General features: G+C 68.9%; 15 protein-coding genes, 1 tRNA gene and 1 other RNA gene. 4 read left to right on the top strand and 13 right to left on the bottom strand.

Annotated elements, in window-relative coordinates; genetic code table 11:
* Positions 1-30: 30 nt before the first annotated feature.
* Positions 31-129: signal recognition particle sRNA small type (ffs, locus tag AC1P0E_RS17865), an RNA gene on the bottom strand.
* 98 nt (positions 130-227) lie between these two features.
* Between ffs and AC1P0E_RS17860 the strand changes: the two genes are divergently transcribed.
* Positions 228-312, top strand: a tRNA-Ser gene (locus AC1P0E_RS17860).
* A gap of 65 nt (positions 313-377) precedes the next feature.
* Here the strand turns inward: AC1P0E_RS17860 and AC1P0E_RS17855 are convergent.
* From AC1P0E_RS17855 to AC1P0E_RS17830, 6 genes are all read right to left on the bottom strand, one after another.
* Complete coding sequence (locus AC1P0E_RS17855; protein ID WP_482743161.1) at positions 378-1637, bottom strand: tyrosine-type recombinase/integrase; 1260 nt, start codon at positions 1635-1637, stop codon at positions 378-380.
* Positions 1638-1645: 8 nt separating this feature from the next.
* Positions 1646-1897, bottom strand: coding sequence for a helix-turn-helix domain-containing protein (locus AC1P0E_RS17850; protein WP_482743160.1), 252 nt, complete (start codon positions 1895-1897; stop codon positions 1646-1648).
* A gap of 174 nt (positions 1898-2071) precedes the next feature.
* Positions 2072-3253 (bottom strand): DUF3631 domain-containing protein, encoded by a 1182-nt coding sequence (locus AC1P0E_RS17845; RefSeq protein ID WP_482743159.1) that lies wholly within the window; start codon positions 3251-3253, stop codon positions 2072-2074.
* A 346-nt stretch (positions 3254-3599) separates the two neighbouring features.
* On the bottom strand, positions 3600-4490 hold the full coding sequence (locus AC1P0E_RS17840) for a bifunctional DNA primase/polymerase (protein WP_482743158.1): 891 nt from the start codon (positions 4488-4490) through the stop codon (positions 3600-3602).
* The gene (locus AC1P0E_RS17835) at positions 4487-5116 is read right to left on the bottom strand and encodes a class I SAM-dependent methyltransferase (protein ID WP_482743157.1); all 630 of its coding nucleotides are present in this window, start codon (positions 5114-5116) and stop codon (positions 4487-4489) included. The genes AC1P0E_RS17840 and AC1P0E_RS17835 overlap by 4 nt, the downstream gene beginning before the upstream one ends.
* Positions 5113-5802 carry a DNA cytosine methyltransferase gene (locus AC1P0E_RS17830; protein ID WP_482743156.1) on the bottom strand — a complete coding sequence of 230 codons (690 nt, stop codon included), beginning with the start codon at positions 5800-5802 and terminating at the stop codon, positions 5113-5115. The genes AC1P0E_RS17835 and AC1P0E_RS17830 overlap by 4 nt, the downstream gene beginning before the upstream one ends.
* A gap of 102 nt (positions 5803-5904) precedes the next feature.
* Between AC1P0E_RS17830 and AC1P0E_RS17825 the strand changes: the two genes are divergently transcribed.
* Positions 5905-6837: an HNH endonuclease gene (locus AC1P0E_RS17825; protein ID WP_482743155.1), complete on the top strand. Its 933-nt coding sequence runs from the start codon at positions 5905-5907 to the stop codon at positions 6835-6837.
* Positions 6838-6870: 33 nt separating this feature from the next.
* On the opposite strand, the gene AC1P0E_RS17820 is transcribed toward AC1P0E_RS17825, so the two are convergent.
* The 6 genes from AC1P0E_RS17820 to AC1P0E_RS17795 form a co-directional block, all read right to left on the bottom strand.
* Positions 6871-7329 (bottom strand): hypothetical protein, encoded by a 459-nt coding sequence (locus tag AC1P0E_RS17820; RefSeq protein WP_482743154.1) that lies wholly within the window; start codon positions 7327-7329, stop codon positions 6871-6873.
* Positions 7330-7531: 202 nt separating this feature from the next.
* Positions 7532-9652 carry an ATP-binding protein gene (locus tag AC1P0E_RS17815; protein ID WP_482743153.1) on the bottom strand — a complete coding sequence of 707 codons (2121 nt, stop codon included), beginning with the start codon at positions 9650-9652 and terminating at the stop codon, positions 7532-7534.
* A 62-nt stretch (positions 9653-9714) separates the two neighbouring features.
* Positions 9715-10284 carry a hypothetical protein gene (locus AC1P0E_RS17810; protein ID WP_482743152.1) on the bottom strand — a complete coding sequence of 190 codons (570 nt, stop codon included), beginning with the start codon at positions 10282-10284 and terminating at the stop codon, positions 9715-9717.
* 9 nt (positions 10285-10293) lie between these two features.
* On the bottom strand, positions 10294-10632 hold the full coding sequence (locus AC1P0E_RS17805) for an RRQRL motif-containing zinc-binding protein (RefSeq protein WP_482743151.1): 339 nt from the start codon (positions 10630-10632) through the stop codon (positions 10294-10296).
* Positions 10632-11486 carry a DUF2637 domain-containing protein gene (locus AC1P0E_RS17800; protein WP_482743150.1) on the bottom strand — a complete coding sequence of 285 codons (855 nt, stop codon included), beginning with the start codon at positions 11484-11486 and terminating at the stop codon, positions 10632-10634. Before AC1P0E_RS17800 ends, AC1P0E_RS17805 begins: the two co-directional genes overlap by 1 nt.
* Complete coding sequence (locus tag AC1P0E_RS17795; RefSeq protein WP_482743149.1) at positions 11483-11749, bottom strand: DUF6284 family protein; 267 nt, start codon at positions 11747-11749, stop codon at positions 11483-11485. The genes AC1P0E_RS17800 and AC1P0E_RS17795 overlap by 4 nt, the downstream gene beginning before the upstream one ends.
* A gap of 599 nt (positions 11750-12348) precedes the next feature.
* Here AC1P0E_RS17795 and AC1P0E_RS17790 point away from each other — a divergent pair.
* Positions 12349-13143 carry a GntR family transcriptional regulator gene (locus AC1P0E_RS17790; protein ID WP_482743148.1) on the top strand — a complete coding sequence of 265 codons (795 nt, stop codon included), beginning with the start codon at positions 12349-12351 and terminating at the stop codon, positions 13141-13143.
* On the top strand, positions 13140-13808 hold the full coding sequence (locus AC1P0E_RS17785; protein WP_482743147.1) for a YdcF family protein: 669 nt from the start codon (positions 13140-13142) through the stop codon (positions 13806-13808). Before AC1P0E_RS17790 ends, AC1P0E_RS17785 begins: the two co-directional genes overlap by 4 nt.
* Positions 13809-13851 lie beyond the last annotated feature (43 nt).

Genomic DNA, 13851 nt, shown 5'->3' with positions numbered 1-13851 from the left:
ATCGGGACCCACTGACAACCGTCCCCGCCCAACGAAAGCGCCCCCCACGCACCCGCCAGAGCCCACTTACCCTTGCTGCCTTCCGGCCCTGGGGGAGTTCGGTGAGATAGCGCCACGTGAGGGGCTGGCCCCCACACTAGCGGATCGCCCCCCAGGAAAACGAGCCGGGCCCCGACCACGCGGAACGCGTTCGCGAGCACTCCTCAACGTCTTGTATTGTTTGCGGCGGAGGATTCGCCTAGTGGCCTAGGGCGCACGCTTGGAAAGCGTGTTGGGGGCAACCCCTCACGAGTTCGAATCTCGTATCCTCCGCAGCTAGAAGGCCCGGACCGCTCACGCGGACCGGGCCTTCTGCTTTGGCAGTCTCATCCACAGTCTCAACGGGGCTGTTCGGGATCTTCCTCCGTCGCCTCGTCGTCGCTCTTCGCGACCTCCCAGATGAGTCCACCGACCTGCTTCGCGACGTCTTGCAGGATGCCGCCAGTCACGTGCTGGTAGCGGGCCGCCATCGCCGTGGACGACCAGCCCATGATCTGCATCACGACACGCTCGGGGACTCCGAGGATGAGCAGCACCGTGGCGGCCGTGTGCCGGGCGTCGTGCAAGCGCCCGTCGCGCACCTTGGCATCGGTGAGTAACTGCTTCCACGCGTCGTAGTCGGTGCTGGGCACCAGGGGCGCCCCGAGGGGCGAGGTGAAGACGAATCCGGTCTCCCGCCACTCCTGCGCGGCCCGCACCCGCTCTCGGTCCTGCTCCTGCCGGTGCAGCTCCAGAAGCCGGACCAACTCGTCAGGCACCCCGATCACGCGGCGGCCGGCGCGGGACTTCGTGTTCGCCGTGTCCTCGTTCTTCCTGACGCGCTGCTTGCAGTAGCCGGGCGTGCGTCCGCACTCCCCGCCGCAACCGTGCAGGTACTTCGGCCGAAGACGGTTCTTCCGAACCCGCAGGATGCCTGCCTTGAGATCCACGTCCGACCAGCGCAGTCCCAGCGCTTCCCCCTGCCGAAGCCCGAGGGCGAGCGCGATGGACCAGCGGGCGCTGTTCCGGAGCTTGCTCGCTTCGGAGAGGAGCCGCTGCACCTCTTCGATGCCGTACGGCTCGACCTCTTCGTCTTCGATTCGCGGCGGTACGGCGAGCGTGGCGACGTTCCGGGTGACGTGGCCGCGTCGCATGGCGTGGTTGAGCGCCGTCCGGATGGTGCGGTGCGCCTGGTGGGCGGTTGCGGGCTTGCTACCGTTGGTCAGCATCTTCGTGTAGAAGCGCTCCAGGTGCTCCGGCTCCAGCTTGTCCAGCCGGTGAGCACCGACCCCCGGGACCAGGTGCACCCTGACGGCGACCTCGTACCCGGCGTAAGTGTTCTCCCGCACCGACGGTTTGGCGATCTCCTCGACCCAGTGCAGGAGCCACGCCTTCACGGTCCACGGCCGGCCCGGCTTGCGGACCTTCCCCGCATCCCGCTGCTTCTCCAGCTCCCGAACCTTCTTGATGACCTCCCCTTCACTGACCTTGCTCATGACGTGGCGCCGGTCGGGCCGGCCGTCGTCGCGGACACCGACGGTCACCCGACCGTGCCAGTAACCGTCCTTGCCGAAGTAGATGGACGAGGCTCCATCGGGGCGCTTGGCGCGCTTTTCCATGACTCTCCTTACGCGGCCAAGGACTGGCCTTGCGGCTGCATGCGGGCGGTGAGGTAGTCGCTGAGGGCCTGCACGGGAACGCGACGGAGGCGACCGATGGGGACGCTCCGCACGGCTCCGTCGCGGATGAGGGCGTACATGGTGGTGCGTCCGACGCTGAGGCGGCGGGCGGCTTCCTCGACCGTGAGCGCGAGGAGCGTGGGGTCGAACTCGACTTCGCTAGGACCGGTCGCCGGTCCGGACGCTGCGGTGGTCGTCACGGATGGACCTCCTGGACGGAGTTCGGGGCCGGGGCCCCTCTGGAAAGTCCGCTACATCCGCTACGCCGCTACATCGCAGGTCAGCGGCATGATTCCTGTAGCGGATGGGCGAGATGTAGCGGCTACGGCTCCGAACGAGGTCGGGTACGTAGCCGCTACATCGGGGTGTTGCCGCTACGCCGGGATGCCCTCTGAGCTGGGCTGTAGCGGATGTAGCGGATGTAGCGCTTCCTGGGGAGGCGGGGGGCAGTAACGGGCCCACGCGTCGGCGAGATCCTCGGCGAAGAAGCCTTTGAGGACGCCGCCGGCGGTCCGGATGTTCCGGGACGTGATGGGCTCGTTGTCAGCGGTGACGTAGTCGCGGAGCATTCGCGAGAGACGCCGGGAGTCCAGCGGCCTGCCCTGGAGGTCGGCCCACGGTGCGTCGTCGAGAGAGTTGAGCCGGTCGATGACGGCGATAGTGGGCAGCCGGTCCACGCCGATCAGAACGTGGTCCCGCAGGTCGGTCAGCAGCCGCACCCCGAGACTGCCTTTGTCGTCGATCTGGGATGCCTTGACGAGCTGCACGCAGGCATCGCGGGCCCGTCGCGGCCAGTCGCCGCCGACCGCGTCAGCGATGGCGAGCAGCGGTTCCCAGACGTCGGCGGGCCGGTCGCTGACACCGTCGGGCATCTCGGGCCAGGCGCCCATGACGAACCCACGGACCGATTCGGCCCAGGTCACGAGACGCTCGCGCAGCTTGTTGCCTTCCGCTTCGTGGATGCGGGCGCGGAAGGGTTCGACCTTCTCGTTCCTCGCTCGGCGGCGCATGCGGATGATGACGGAGCGGGTCAGGATCGTGTCGGGCAGCGATCCCAGCCCGGCCACGGCCACGGCCGTGTAGGACGGGAACGCCTGAACGGTCTGGTTGCCGCCGTCCCCGACGCACCGGTAGGTGACCCCGGAACGGCGGTGACCGGCGTTGAGGAAACCGCGCAGTTCCTCGTTGTCCCCGGCTTTGGGGCCGAACACGGTGTCGATCTCGTCGAAGAGGATCGTGGGCCGTCCCTCGCTCCCGGACACCGCCCGGAACAGGGCGGCGGCGGACGCGTTGACCGCGACCATCGGGTGCGGCACCAACGTCTCCACGATCTCCAGGGCCCGACTCTTCCCGCTGCCCGGTTCCGGGGAGAGGAACGCGAGCCGCGGAGTGGAGTCGAAGCAGTCCAACAGATGCGCGTGCGCGTCCCACAGCGCAACGGCGACGTAGGCAGCTTCTGTGGGGAAGACGTTGAACCGGCGGTGGAAGGCTTCCACCTCGTTGAGCAGCGCCGCCCCGTCCATGGGCGCCGTGGTCTGCGGTGCGGTGCTGGTCATGCGGCGGTCCTTCCTGCGCTGGGGTTGCGGAGCGGGCACGCGTCGCGGTGGGCGGTGTGGTCTTCGACCAGGGCCAGGACTTGCCGCCGGCCGACCGCGCTGCGGTCACGACCGCACGCGCACGTCGAAGTCGCGGTAGGCACAGCGCCTTGCGGGGCAACGACGTGCAGCCATGCGACGAAGTACCGCCCGTCTCCCTGCTGCGGGTCAGGACCAACAGCAATGGGGACGGCCTGACGGCCGACGACCTTCGGCGCCCTCTCTCCGTGGGCGGCCAGGGCCGGTTCGGTGGAGCCGGTGTCAGCGGTGGCGGCCAGGCATTTCAGATGGGGACTGGGGCGGGCGCTCACGTCGCCTCCCGCGGTCGGCAGTTGCGCAGGGACCAGTTCAGGACGCTGCGCAGGGTGGACCGGCACTGGGATGCCGGCAGTCCGGCCGACTCACCCGCAACCTGAAATGCCTGCTCCACCTCCTGGCGGGTCAGATCACCCCATCCGACGAACCGGGCCACCTTGCGCGCGCTCTCGAACAACTGGGCTTCACGGCGGCCCTCTTCAGCCATTGCGACGAGTTCGGTCTCGCGTTCCAGGGCGGTCTCAGCGGCCCGATTCCCGTGCTTCGGCAGGGCGAGCCGCAACGGCTGTGCGGCGCGCTCAGTGGGCTTGAGAGCGTCCAGCAGCCATGCGGGCAGCGGCATTACCGGGCTGGGGTCGCCCACGGTGTAGTTGCCGCTGTGGAGGGTGCTGCCGGCAGCGACGACATATCCGCCCCATGCCCGGGTGTCGACCAGCGGCGCGAGTGCCCCGGCGGTGTTGCTGAGCCGAATGCCGGGCGGGGCGGTGAAGTACAGGTGCTCTCCGCCGCTCGCGGTCCGGGTGCGGTAGGTGGCGGGGACGGCCTGCCCGGCGCGCTCGCAGAGCGCCTTGAAGGTCGTCACGCCGCTAGGCGTGCCCTCACTGCTCTTGGGCTTGGGCATGTCCAGGTCCACGACCACAAGCCCGGAGGGGCCAGTGGCGATGCCGACGTTGAACGGGATGGATGCCCACGCGTGGTGAATGCGGTCGGGATCGGTGGTAGCGCGCTGCTCCCACTTGCGGTGACCGCCCGCGCAGTCCCCGGTGCCGGGGCAGTGGGCCTCGCCGTGCAATGCGGGGCGCTTGTCGACGGGCCGAAGCGGGAAGACGTGCCAGCCGCGTTCGGCCGCGTTCAGGGCGGCGGTCAGGAGGTGGGTGGTCACGCTGCGGCCTTCCCTTCGTGGATGAGGAACTGGGTGGCGATGTGGTGGGTGTAGGCGGGGGGTACGGCCTTGCGGGCCTCGACGTTGCTCATCCAGGTGCAGCCCATGGCGTCCGCGTAGGCGCGCTCGCCCTTGTGCTCGAAGGCCAGCAGTCCCTTGTGGTGCCAGCACGGGGCGACCAGGTCCCCGCCGCCGCCCCAGGAGGTTTCGAAGGCGCGGTGCCGACGGATGTTCAGACCGAACTGGGTCCCGCACAGCAAGTAGTCGGGGCGCAGTGGGGCTTCGGGGACGTTCTCGATGACCCAGGGCAGGCCGGATGCCTCAAGCCGTGTCCGGCCGGGGGTGAGGAGGTCGGGGTGGTTGTCGCGGCTGCCGCGCCAGGCGGTGACGCGGGCGAAGTGCTCGCACGGCCAGGAGGCGTGGACCAGGTCGAATCCGTCCAGGGGGAAGGTGAGGGCGTCGGCCTGGTGGAAGATGAACGGGTAGTGCGGCTGCGAGCGGTTGTCGACGCCGACGACCTCGAAGCCGGCCAGGTAGTAGCCCATGGACAGTCCGCCCGCGCCGCAGCACAGGTCCAGTACGCGCAGGCCGTTCGGCCGTCGCAGTGGCAGCACGCGTGCGTTCATGCCGCCACCCCCGTGTCCGCTGCCAGGTGGCGGGTCAGGGTCTGGCCGATGTGGTGGGTGTAGGCCGGCGGGATGCATTCGCGGATGCCGTCGCGGTTCATCCACTCCACGCCCATCACCCGGCGGGCCAGGTCGACCCCGGAGAAGTTGCCGACGAACTGGCCGAACCAGCCGGGCGGCACAGGGCGGCCCATCTTCGCCTGCGGCACCCGGTGATCCGGGTGCGAGGGCGCGGCCAGGGCCAGGCCGCCACCGGTTTCGAAGTAGCGGTGGCGGTAGGTGGCCAGGTTGAACATGGGCCCGCACAGCATCACCGGAGCGTGCAGCTTGGGCAGTGCGCCTTTGACGTTCTCCATCACCCACGGCCGTCCCGTCGATTCCAGCGCGGCGCGGGTGGGGCCGATCAAGTCGGGGTGTTCCCGTCCCTGGATGCGCTGGCAGTCGCTGTCGTGCTGGCACGGCGGCGAGGCGTGAATGGCATCGAACTCGGCCCCGTGCTGGCGGATGAACGCCACTGCTTCGGCCTGGATGAAAGTGAACGGGTAGCGGGGTTGCGGGGCGATGTCGATGCCGGTCACGTCGAATCCGGCTTGGTGGTAGCCCATGGCAGCGCCGCCCTGGCAGGAGAACGCGTCCAGTAAGCGGGGGCGCCGCAACGGGTGCCGGTTGTCAGTGGGGTGGGTCATGCTGGTTGTCTCCAGTTCTGTATCAGGAGCTGGGTGAAGGGGCAGCCGCGGTCTTTGGCGAGAGGGCGGCTGCCCCGGTTCGTGATCGGGCGAGGGGGCGGTATGACGACGGCGTGGCTGGTGCTGGCGGTGGGCGATGCCCGGCAGCACGGTGGGAACGACGGGTACGACGACAACCCGCGCGAGCACTACAGCTGGGACAGCACGGTTCCCAACCACGGCCGTCTGGCGGTGGGGGACGTGATTGCGCTGTGGGACAAGCGGGAGTTGATCGGCGTCTCAGTCATCCACGCCATCGACACCGACACCGCGGACAAGACGGTCTACTTCTGTCCGCAGTGCAAGAAGGCCGACTTCAAACGGCGGTCGAGGATGACCCCGGCGTGCCGCTGCAATCAGTGCGGTGCCACGTTCGAGAAGCCGGGGCACAAGGTGAAGACCGTCACCACCTACCGTTCCCGGCACGGGCGGACCTGGATTGACGGGCGCGGCCTGCTGACAGGAGCCCAGCTGCGTGCACTGTGCGATTCACCCAACTCGCAGCTCAGCATGCGGCCTGCCCGCTGGGAGAAGCTGCGCGATGCGCTGCTGGCAACGGAGAAGGCAGACGCTGTCATAGGCCTGGCGGGCAACAAGCGCGTCCCCATTCCAGGCGGCCACCGGTTTGCCAAGGTCCGCACCCGAGTAGGGCAAGACGCCTTCCGTAAGGCGCTGTTGAGCGAGCAGGGTGAGCGCTGCGCGATCAGCGGCCCCGCCCCCGCGGATGTCCTGGAAGCGGCGCATCTCTACAGCTATGCCGAGAGTGGTGAGCACCACGACTTCGGCGGACTGCTTCTGCGCAGGGACCTGCACCGGCTCTTCGACCGGGGACGCATCGCGGTAGACCCTGCTACGGACCTTCTGGACGTTGACCCCGTGCTCGATGCGTATCCGCTCTACGGCGACCTGCACGGCAAACCGCTCACCCTCAGCCTGCGCTCAGAGCACAGGCTCTGGCTCACAGCCCACTGGAACACGCACCGAGCCGAGTCGTAGCGCCGCTGTACACCTGCTCTGCCTACGAGGCAGTCAGCCGCGGAAGTGGTTGCGCTTGAAGACGGCCTTGCTGATGTTGATGACGGTTCCGCCGTTGTCGTGGCCGGTGCCGAGGACTTGGACGGCGATCCAGCCGCCGAAGATGACGGCGGCCAGGATGATGAGTTGGTGGACGAATGCGGCCAGGGCGGCGATGAATCCGGTGAGGATCAGCAGTCCCCCGCATGCGGCGGCGAAGCCGATCCCTCCGAGCGCGATGTTCACCGCCGTGCGGCTCACCGCCGACCGTGCCGGAACCGGGGCGGGTGCCGGGGGCGCGGTGATCGCGTACCCGGTGATCACGCGTCCGTCGGGCAGGATGACGCTCTGCACCGCCGGGACAGCGCCCGGCAGGGGAACGACGGGCGCCGCCGGAACCGTGGTGATGGGTGTGGGTTGGTGGACGGTCACGGCCTGCTCGGTGGGCAAGTGGCCGGGCTTGTCGGAGTGCATCCGGAATCTCCTTCTCGGACGGACCAGGGAGGCTGAGACACCCCCTGTGGTGGGCGTGTGGAGGGGTGTTCAGGGGTGATGAGCTGGGCGCTTCCCTGACTCCCTGAGAGATCATTTGTGCAGGTCAGGGCAAGGGAGGCGGGTCAGGGAGGGGTTCAGGGAGTTCTCCCTGTCTCCCTGACCCGCCGGGGTGCGCTTCCCTCTACTGGGCGGCGGAAGCGGAACCGTCGGTGTCGCGGTTGGTGAGGGCGCGGGCGACACGTTCGCGGCCGACGACCATGCGCCCGTCGGACTTGTACGGCTCCGCGCCCGTTCCCTCCAGCACCCGCTTGAGGTCCGCGTGCGTCCACGCTCCGTAGGCGTCCTCGTTCAACGTCACGAGCCGCTGAAGCACGTCCTGCGTGAGCACGCGCGGGGCGTTCCCGATGACGGTGGCGATGTCCGCGAGCGGGTCGCGGTCCTCGTCCCGTTCGATGACGTGGAGGGTGGTGACGCCGTTGCGCATGGCCTTGGCTCGTGCGGTGATCTGCGCGGCGGTCTCGGTGTCGATGTAGTGCGTGCGCACCGTGATGGATGCCTGGCCGGCGGGGATCTCGATGCCGTCGCTCGCGACGACCAGCGTTCCCTTGTCCAGACCGGGCCGCAGCAGGTTCGGTGCAGCGCCACCGTCCACGGCCTTGTCCCCCAGTGCCATACGCGCCTGTGACTCCGTCCCCAGTGCGAGGGATGCGCGGGTGTGGGCGCCCTCGCGGACCAGCTTGGGAAGGTTCTGGTCGGTCGGGTCCTGGGTGCCTTGCCACAGCGTGACGTTGACCGCACGCCCTTGGTTGTGGATCTTCCGGGTGGCCATGAAGTACCGGGACGTGGCCTTGGACCCGCCGTACGGCCGCTTCTCCTCGTCCACCACCGGGCACATGAACGCGACCTGCGCCTCATCGACCAGCAGCACAAGCGGCGGGAACACGGTGCCAGGCGGCGCCTGAAGGCGCCGCTCCATCTCGCTCACGCCGCTCTCGACCATCTCCGTCGCCTGGATGACGTGGTCGTCGGTCGGGCCCTGGATGAGGACGGTGGCAAGGCCGTCGAACATGGCCCAGTCGCCTGCGCCCTTGAGGTCCGCGATGCGGAACTCCACGCTGCGGTCCAGCGCAAGCCACAGCGCGAGCGCGCGCAAGGCGGCGGTCTTGCCCTGGTTGGACAGACCGGTGATGAGCAGGTGGCGCTGGTAGAGGCTCAGCGCGGCTGCGTCGCCGCGCAGGTCCTGACCCCACGGTGCGCGTCCGGTCTTGTAGTTGGCGGTCAGGTCCTGGTCGGTGGTGAGCGGGGACGGGCCGATCGGCTCGTCCAGCGCACCGCTGTCCGCGATCCACAGGCGGACCGTGCGGGCCGCCTGCGGGATCGTGATGAACACTTCGTGCTCGTGCCTAGCCAGGTTCTCGGCAAGCTTCCGCCGCCGGTTCTGCACCTCGTTCGTGGAGACACCCGAGGGCAGGGTCACGTCGACCTCGACACCGCATCCGGCGATCCGGATCGGGCCCAGCATCGACGCGCCGGCGTCGCCCATCTCCCTGATCGCATTGCGCAGCGGGGCGATTCCCAGGTTGCGCAGCGCGAGGACGACGATGGACGGCGTGATCGGCTCCCCCTCACCGTTGCGGACGTTGGCGGGCAGCGCCCACTGGGGTGCGGCCTGCTGGTGGCGGCCGACTGCCCACAGTCCGAGCAGCGCGAGGAACGGGCCGATCGTGACCAGGGGGCCCCACACGATGGTCACGATGGTGATGAGCAGGCGGATGAACTCGATGACCGCCATCAGCGGTGTGACCACGTCGGTCACGTCCTTGTTGGCGATGGCGAGCACCACCCCGAGGGCAACCAGGGTGCCGACGCCCATGCCGGTGCCGACCAGGGTGCCCTTGGCGGCGTCGACGGGGGCGGTGAGCAGGTCCATGCGGCGGCGGTGGCGCTCCTGTCGGAAGCGCTGCCCGCGCTCCTCCCACTCCGCCGCCGCCTCCATGTTCCCGGCGGCTTCGGCGGCGCGGAGCAGGCGCTCGTAGCGGGCGGCGGTACGGCCGTCCCAGGTGCGGCGGGCCACGATCCGCGTCCCGCCCACGACGTAGAGCCCGTTACGGGCCACCGCACGGACGACGGTCGTGGTGCGCTCGTGCGTGACCGCCGTACGGATCGCTCGTCCGGAGCGCATCCACAAGGGCACAGGCGGCGTCTGGGCGGCGGACGTTGCTACGGCAGCCGCCACGACCACCGGCGGTGTCTCCGGGGCGGGGGTGGTCTTTTCGAAGAGGGGAACGACGTTGTCGCTCATGACGGAACGACTCCTGACTGCCCCGATTCGTGGGGCGAGGAAGAGGAAGGTGCGGGGGTGAGTCAGGCTGCGGCGGCGGGGACGAGGCGGCGGGCGAGGTACTCGGCTCCGTACGCCTCGTTCTCCTCCTGCTTCAGGCAGCGGTCGTGCTCGCGGGACTGGCGACGAGACAGTCGTTCCACTCCCAGGTCGTGGCGCAGGCCGGACACGACGCGCTCGCGCACGCTCGTGCGGCTGAGCTGCATCGCGTGGACCAGCTCATGCACGAGCGTGATCGCGAACGTGGCCTCGTTGGGGTGCTGGTCGACGTTGATGACGACCAGCACCCCGCCGTCGGCCAGGGGGACGGCACGGCCGGCGGCGTCACGGGCGGTACGGTTCACGGCCCGCAATGCGCGGGCCTGGACCCGCTTGTCGACGTTGCCCGCCGCCTCGACTTCAGCGGCGGTGGCAATCTCTGCCATGCCCCGCTCCGAGGTGAGGACGATCTGGACGTCGGGCATCCGGCCGGGCACGGCCCGCTCCACGATCCGTACGGCCTCGTCGGCCAGGTGCTTTGCGGTGCGGAGGGTGGCGCGGTAGCCGAAGAGCTTGTGTGTGCTGACGGTCAGCTTCACTACGTCTCCGTTCATCGCCGCAGCTCAGGCGGCAGACTCGATGTCCAGGTCGGAGCAGGGGACGCACATGCCGAGCGAACGCGGGATGCAGTACCCGGCGTCCTTACGGCAGTTGGGGCAGGTACGGCGCGCTTGCATGGCTGTCGCCAGGGCCGCCGCCCGCGCCGGGGTCATGGGCCGCACGGGCTTGGCCTGGTCGATGCGGTAGAGGTAGGCGACCAGCGGGCCCTGTCGGCGGCGTGGCCGCTGGAGTTCAGCCGCCACACCCTGACCACCGGGCCGCAGCCCCATGCCACGGAGCTGACGGCGAGTCGCATATCCGTCCGGGGCCAGCCGCCACCGGTAGGTCGGCAGCGCTCCCATCAGGCGGCCGCTTCGTCCGGTCCGGTGGTCCGTTCGGCGCGCAAGGTCTCGCGCAGCACACGCGCCTTGGCCGGCGAGGTGCGGACGGCCTTGCGGATGCCCTCGGCGGTCAGGTCCTCGACCGGCCAGTCGGCGGTAGCCGACCGTGCCTCATCGAGCAGTTCATCCGCCGTGCGGACCGGTCGGGCCGATCGGGCGACGGCCGGCACACGGCCGGTCGCCCCACGCGGTCGACTCGACTCGGCAGCGACCGCCCGCACCGGGACCGGCTCGATCGGCTTCATCAGGTCGACCAGCACCGGGGCGGGGAGAGCGGCCGGAACGTCGACCGGCGCCACCGGGGCGGGGGTCGACTCTCCCAGGTCAGAGGTAGACCGATTTGCGGTCGTCTCGGTCGCTTTCTCCGTATTTGCTGGTTCGGTCGATCGGTGGTGCAGCACCTTCGCCACCAGGTCCGAGCCGAAGTAGATCGACCCGACCGGCAGCGACGTGGCCAGCAGCACCAGCGCCCAGTTCGCGGGGTCCCAGTCGGCCAGTCGACCCCAGTCGACTGCTTTGTCATGCAGCCCCGGAACGAGGCCGTGCACGTAGTTCAGGACGAGCGACGCGAGCGTGTAGGTAGCCAGGACCCGCAGCGCAAACTTCCGGGCGTCGCCGTTCAGCACGAGCGTGGCGACGAGGGCGAGGGCCATGAGGCCGTCCACCACGAAGGGGTAGAGCAGGGCAGCGGTGCTGTCCGCGCCGATCGCGCGGGCCACGTCCCTCAGCGCGTTCCAGGAGACACGGAACGCCATACCGACGACGGCGACCAGGGCCAGGACGAGAGCCGCCCGCCCCGTGCGGTTGAGGCTCATGCCCCCACCCCCGGAACGAGCGTCGCCGCCGTGTTCGCCAGTTCGCGGCGAGCGGCGAGCACCTTTCGGCGGGCCCGGCGGACACGCCGCTCGTCCACCTCGTTCGCCGGCCGGTCCAACCTGATGATCTGCGCGTCCAGCAGCTCGACTTCCGCCCGGATAACGGGCATCTCCTGCTCGATCGCGTCCAGCTCCGCGAGCGTCGGCTCACGGTCGACTCCGACGGCCGTAACAACCGCCTGAACAGTGCCGATGTACCTCATGGGTCGTGGTCCCTTCTCAGAGGAACGGCCTGAAGCGGTCCCGGGTCTAGCCACCCGGGGCCGCATGCCGCAGAGCAGGCAATCCGGCTCCCCTCGGCTCCGCCCGTACAGCGCCAGGCGCCGGACGGGCGGAGCAGGCAACCGGTCGAAGCGCGAGCGCTTCGAAGAGGCTGAGACGTGCAGCGGGAGCGCCAACGGATTGCCCGGGGGGCCCGCCGCACGACGGTCATGCAGTGACGCGTGCGGGCAGTGCCGCCGTACCGGTCCCGTACGACGGCGCCCATCTGGGTCGTAGGTACATGCCAACCCCCTCAGTCAGTGCGATGGATTTGCGTGCTTGTCTCGTTCGGGAACACGAGCTCCCGTTTCAGGCAGAGACGTGACCTTTCGGTCTGTGCCCTCCGGTTGACCAGGGGTCCGGGTCCCTCGGCCCCCTCTGTCCGGGGCCCCTTTCGCGGGGTCTGGGCAGCCCAAAGAAGGGCCTTCCGTGGCGCTGTCCTAGGACTGCGAACCGCTTGGTAAGACCATGGCGCACAGTCCTGGGACTGTCAACAGTCCTGGGACTGTGTTTGACTGGTGTCATCGAGAGGAGCAACTGCATGGCACCGAAGTGGCGAGAGCTGGCGGACAGACTGGCCGCTCGTATCGCGAGCGGGGAGTACGCGCCGGGGCAGCAACTGCCGCACATTCGGGACCTCGTCGAAGCAGGCGAAGGGTCCAAGTCCACGGTTCACGCGGCGTACAAGGCGCTGGAGGCAGAGGGGCTGGTCACCTCATCCCGTGGGCATGGCACCGTCGTCCGGCAACAGACTCCGCTCAAGCGGCTCGGTATCAGCCGGTACGACAAGGCGAAGTGGCGCGACGGTGACGAGGTGGCGTTCATCGCCGACCGTGTCGCGACGGGTCGCGCGTACCGCCGCGGTGAGCAGACGCAACAGGTCAGTCGGGTTGCGGCTCCGCGGGCCGTTGCCGCAGCGCATGGTCTACCTGCTGGTGCTGAGGTGTACGCCCGTGCACGCCTCGTCAAGGAAGGTGAGCAGCCCACGCACACCCTGACCAGCTATTACCGACCCGAGCACGTCGAGGGAACACGGTTGGTTGACCCGACGCCCGGGCCGGCCGGACGTGGTGGTGGGTACCGGGTGCTGTACGACGCCGGGTACGAGATCGACCACATGAAGGAAGAACTCTTCGCCCGCATCCCGACGGCCGACGAGGTGAAGCTGCTGCAACTCCCCGGTGGTGAGCCAGTGGTCGAGCTGCACCGCACCACGTACACGGCCGATGGCACCGTGGTTGAGTACGCAATCGGTGTCCACGCAGCATCGCGCTTCGCGTGGGAGTACGACTTCAAGGTGCCTGATTCAGCACGGGACGGAGAGGCAGAGCAGTGATCTCGACAGAGTCATGGGCGGACGCGCGCCGCCTGTGGGACTTCCACCAAATGCACCACGAGCCACGGCCGTGCTCGGTCGCGGTCGGCTTGGGCAGTCACGACCTGGGCGTGGCCGATACTGCGGTCGTCCTCTACAAACGTGGCATGGCGCCGCTCATCGTCTTCACGGGGGCTACGAGCCGCACTACGCGGGAGCGGATGCCGCGTGGCGAGGCCGTCCACTATCGCGAAAGGGCGTTGGAGCTGGGGGTGCCGAGCTCCGATGTGCTTGTTGAACCGAACGCGCGCAATACCGGTGAGAACATCCGCTTCTCGAAAGCCCTTCTCGAATCGTCCGGCGTGGACGTCTCGTCCGTCCTACTCATCAGCAAGCCCTACGAAGAGCGGCGCGCCTACGCGACGGCGCGCAAACTCTGGCCTGGGGTCGAGATCGTGAGCGCGTCCACTCCGATGACATTCGACGACTACGTCGACTCCATCGGGGATGCTCGCCTGGTGCTCGACATGCTTGTCGGCGCACTTCAGCGACTGCGCATTTACCCGGAACAGGGATTCATGGTCAGCCAGCCGGTACCGGATGATGTGGCGGCAGCGTACGAGCGACTGTGCAGCGCAGGCTTTACGAGTCGGCTTGTGTCGGACGGTGCAGGGACGAAGCGTTGAGCCCCCGGGCGGGGTCCCGGAGCTACTTCAGCCCAGGAACCGT

This window comes from Streptomyces sp. TRD_SC_5 (assembly GCF_056836825.1).
The sequence above is the reverse complement of the archived record's forward strand: the minus strand, read 5'-3'. Positions and strand labels throughout refer to the sequence as shown.

Coding starts and splice junctions, on each gene's coding strand:
- AC1P0E_RS17855 (WP_482743161.1), bottom strand. CDS start 1,637: ATGGAAAAGCGCGCCAAGCGCCCCGATGGAGCCTCGTCCATCTACTTC.
- AC1P0E_RS17845 (WP_482743159.1), bottom strand. CDS start 3,253: ATGACCAGCACCGCACCGCAGACCACGGCGCCCATGGACGGGGCGGCG.
- AC1P0E_RS17835 (WP_482743157.1), bottom strand. CDS start 5,116: ATGAACGCACGCGTGCTGCCACTGCGACGGCCGAACGGCCTGCGCGTA.
- AC1P0E_RS17830 (WP_482743156.1), bottom strand. CDS start 5,802: ATGACCCACCCCACTGACAACCGGCACCCGTTGCGGCGCCCCCGCTTA.
- AC1P0E_RS17825 (WP_482743155.1), top strand. CDS start 5,905: ATGACGACGGCGTGGCTGGTGCTGGCGGTGGGCGATGCCCGGCAGCAC.
- AC1P0E_RS17820 (WP_482743154.1), bottom strand. CDS start 7,329: ATGCACTCCGACAAGCCCGGCCACTTGCCCACCGAGCAGGCCGTGACC.
- AC1P0E_RS17815 (WP_482743153.1), bottom strand. CDS start 9,652: ATGAGCGACAACGTCGTTCCCCTCTTCGAAAAGACCACCCCCGCCCCG.
- AC1P0E_RS17810 (WP_482743152.1), bottom strand. CDS start 10,284: ATGAACGGAGACGTAGTGAAGCTGACCGTCAGCACACACAAGCTCTTC.
- AC1P0E_RS17805 (WP_482743151.1), bottom strand. CDS start 10,632: ATGGGAGCGCTGCCGACCTACCGGTGGCGGCTGGCCCCGGACGGATAT.
- AC1P0E_RS17800 (WP_482743150.1), bottom strand. CDS start 11,486: ATGAGCCTCAACCGCACGGGGCGGGCGGCTCTCGTCCTGGCCCTGGTC.
- AC1P0E_RS17795 (WP_482743149.1), bottom strand. CDS start 11,749: ATGAGGTACATCGGCACTGTTCAGGCGGTTGTTACGGCCGTCGGAGTC.
- AC1P0E_RS17790 (WP_482743148.1), top strand. CDS start 12,349: ATGGCACCGAAGTGGCGAGAGCTGGCGGACAGACTGGCCGCTCGTATC.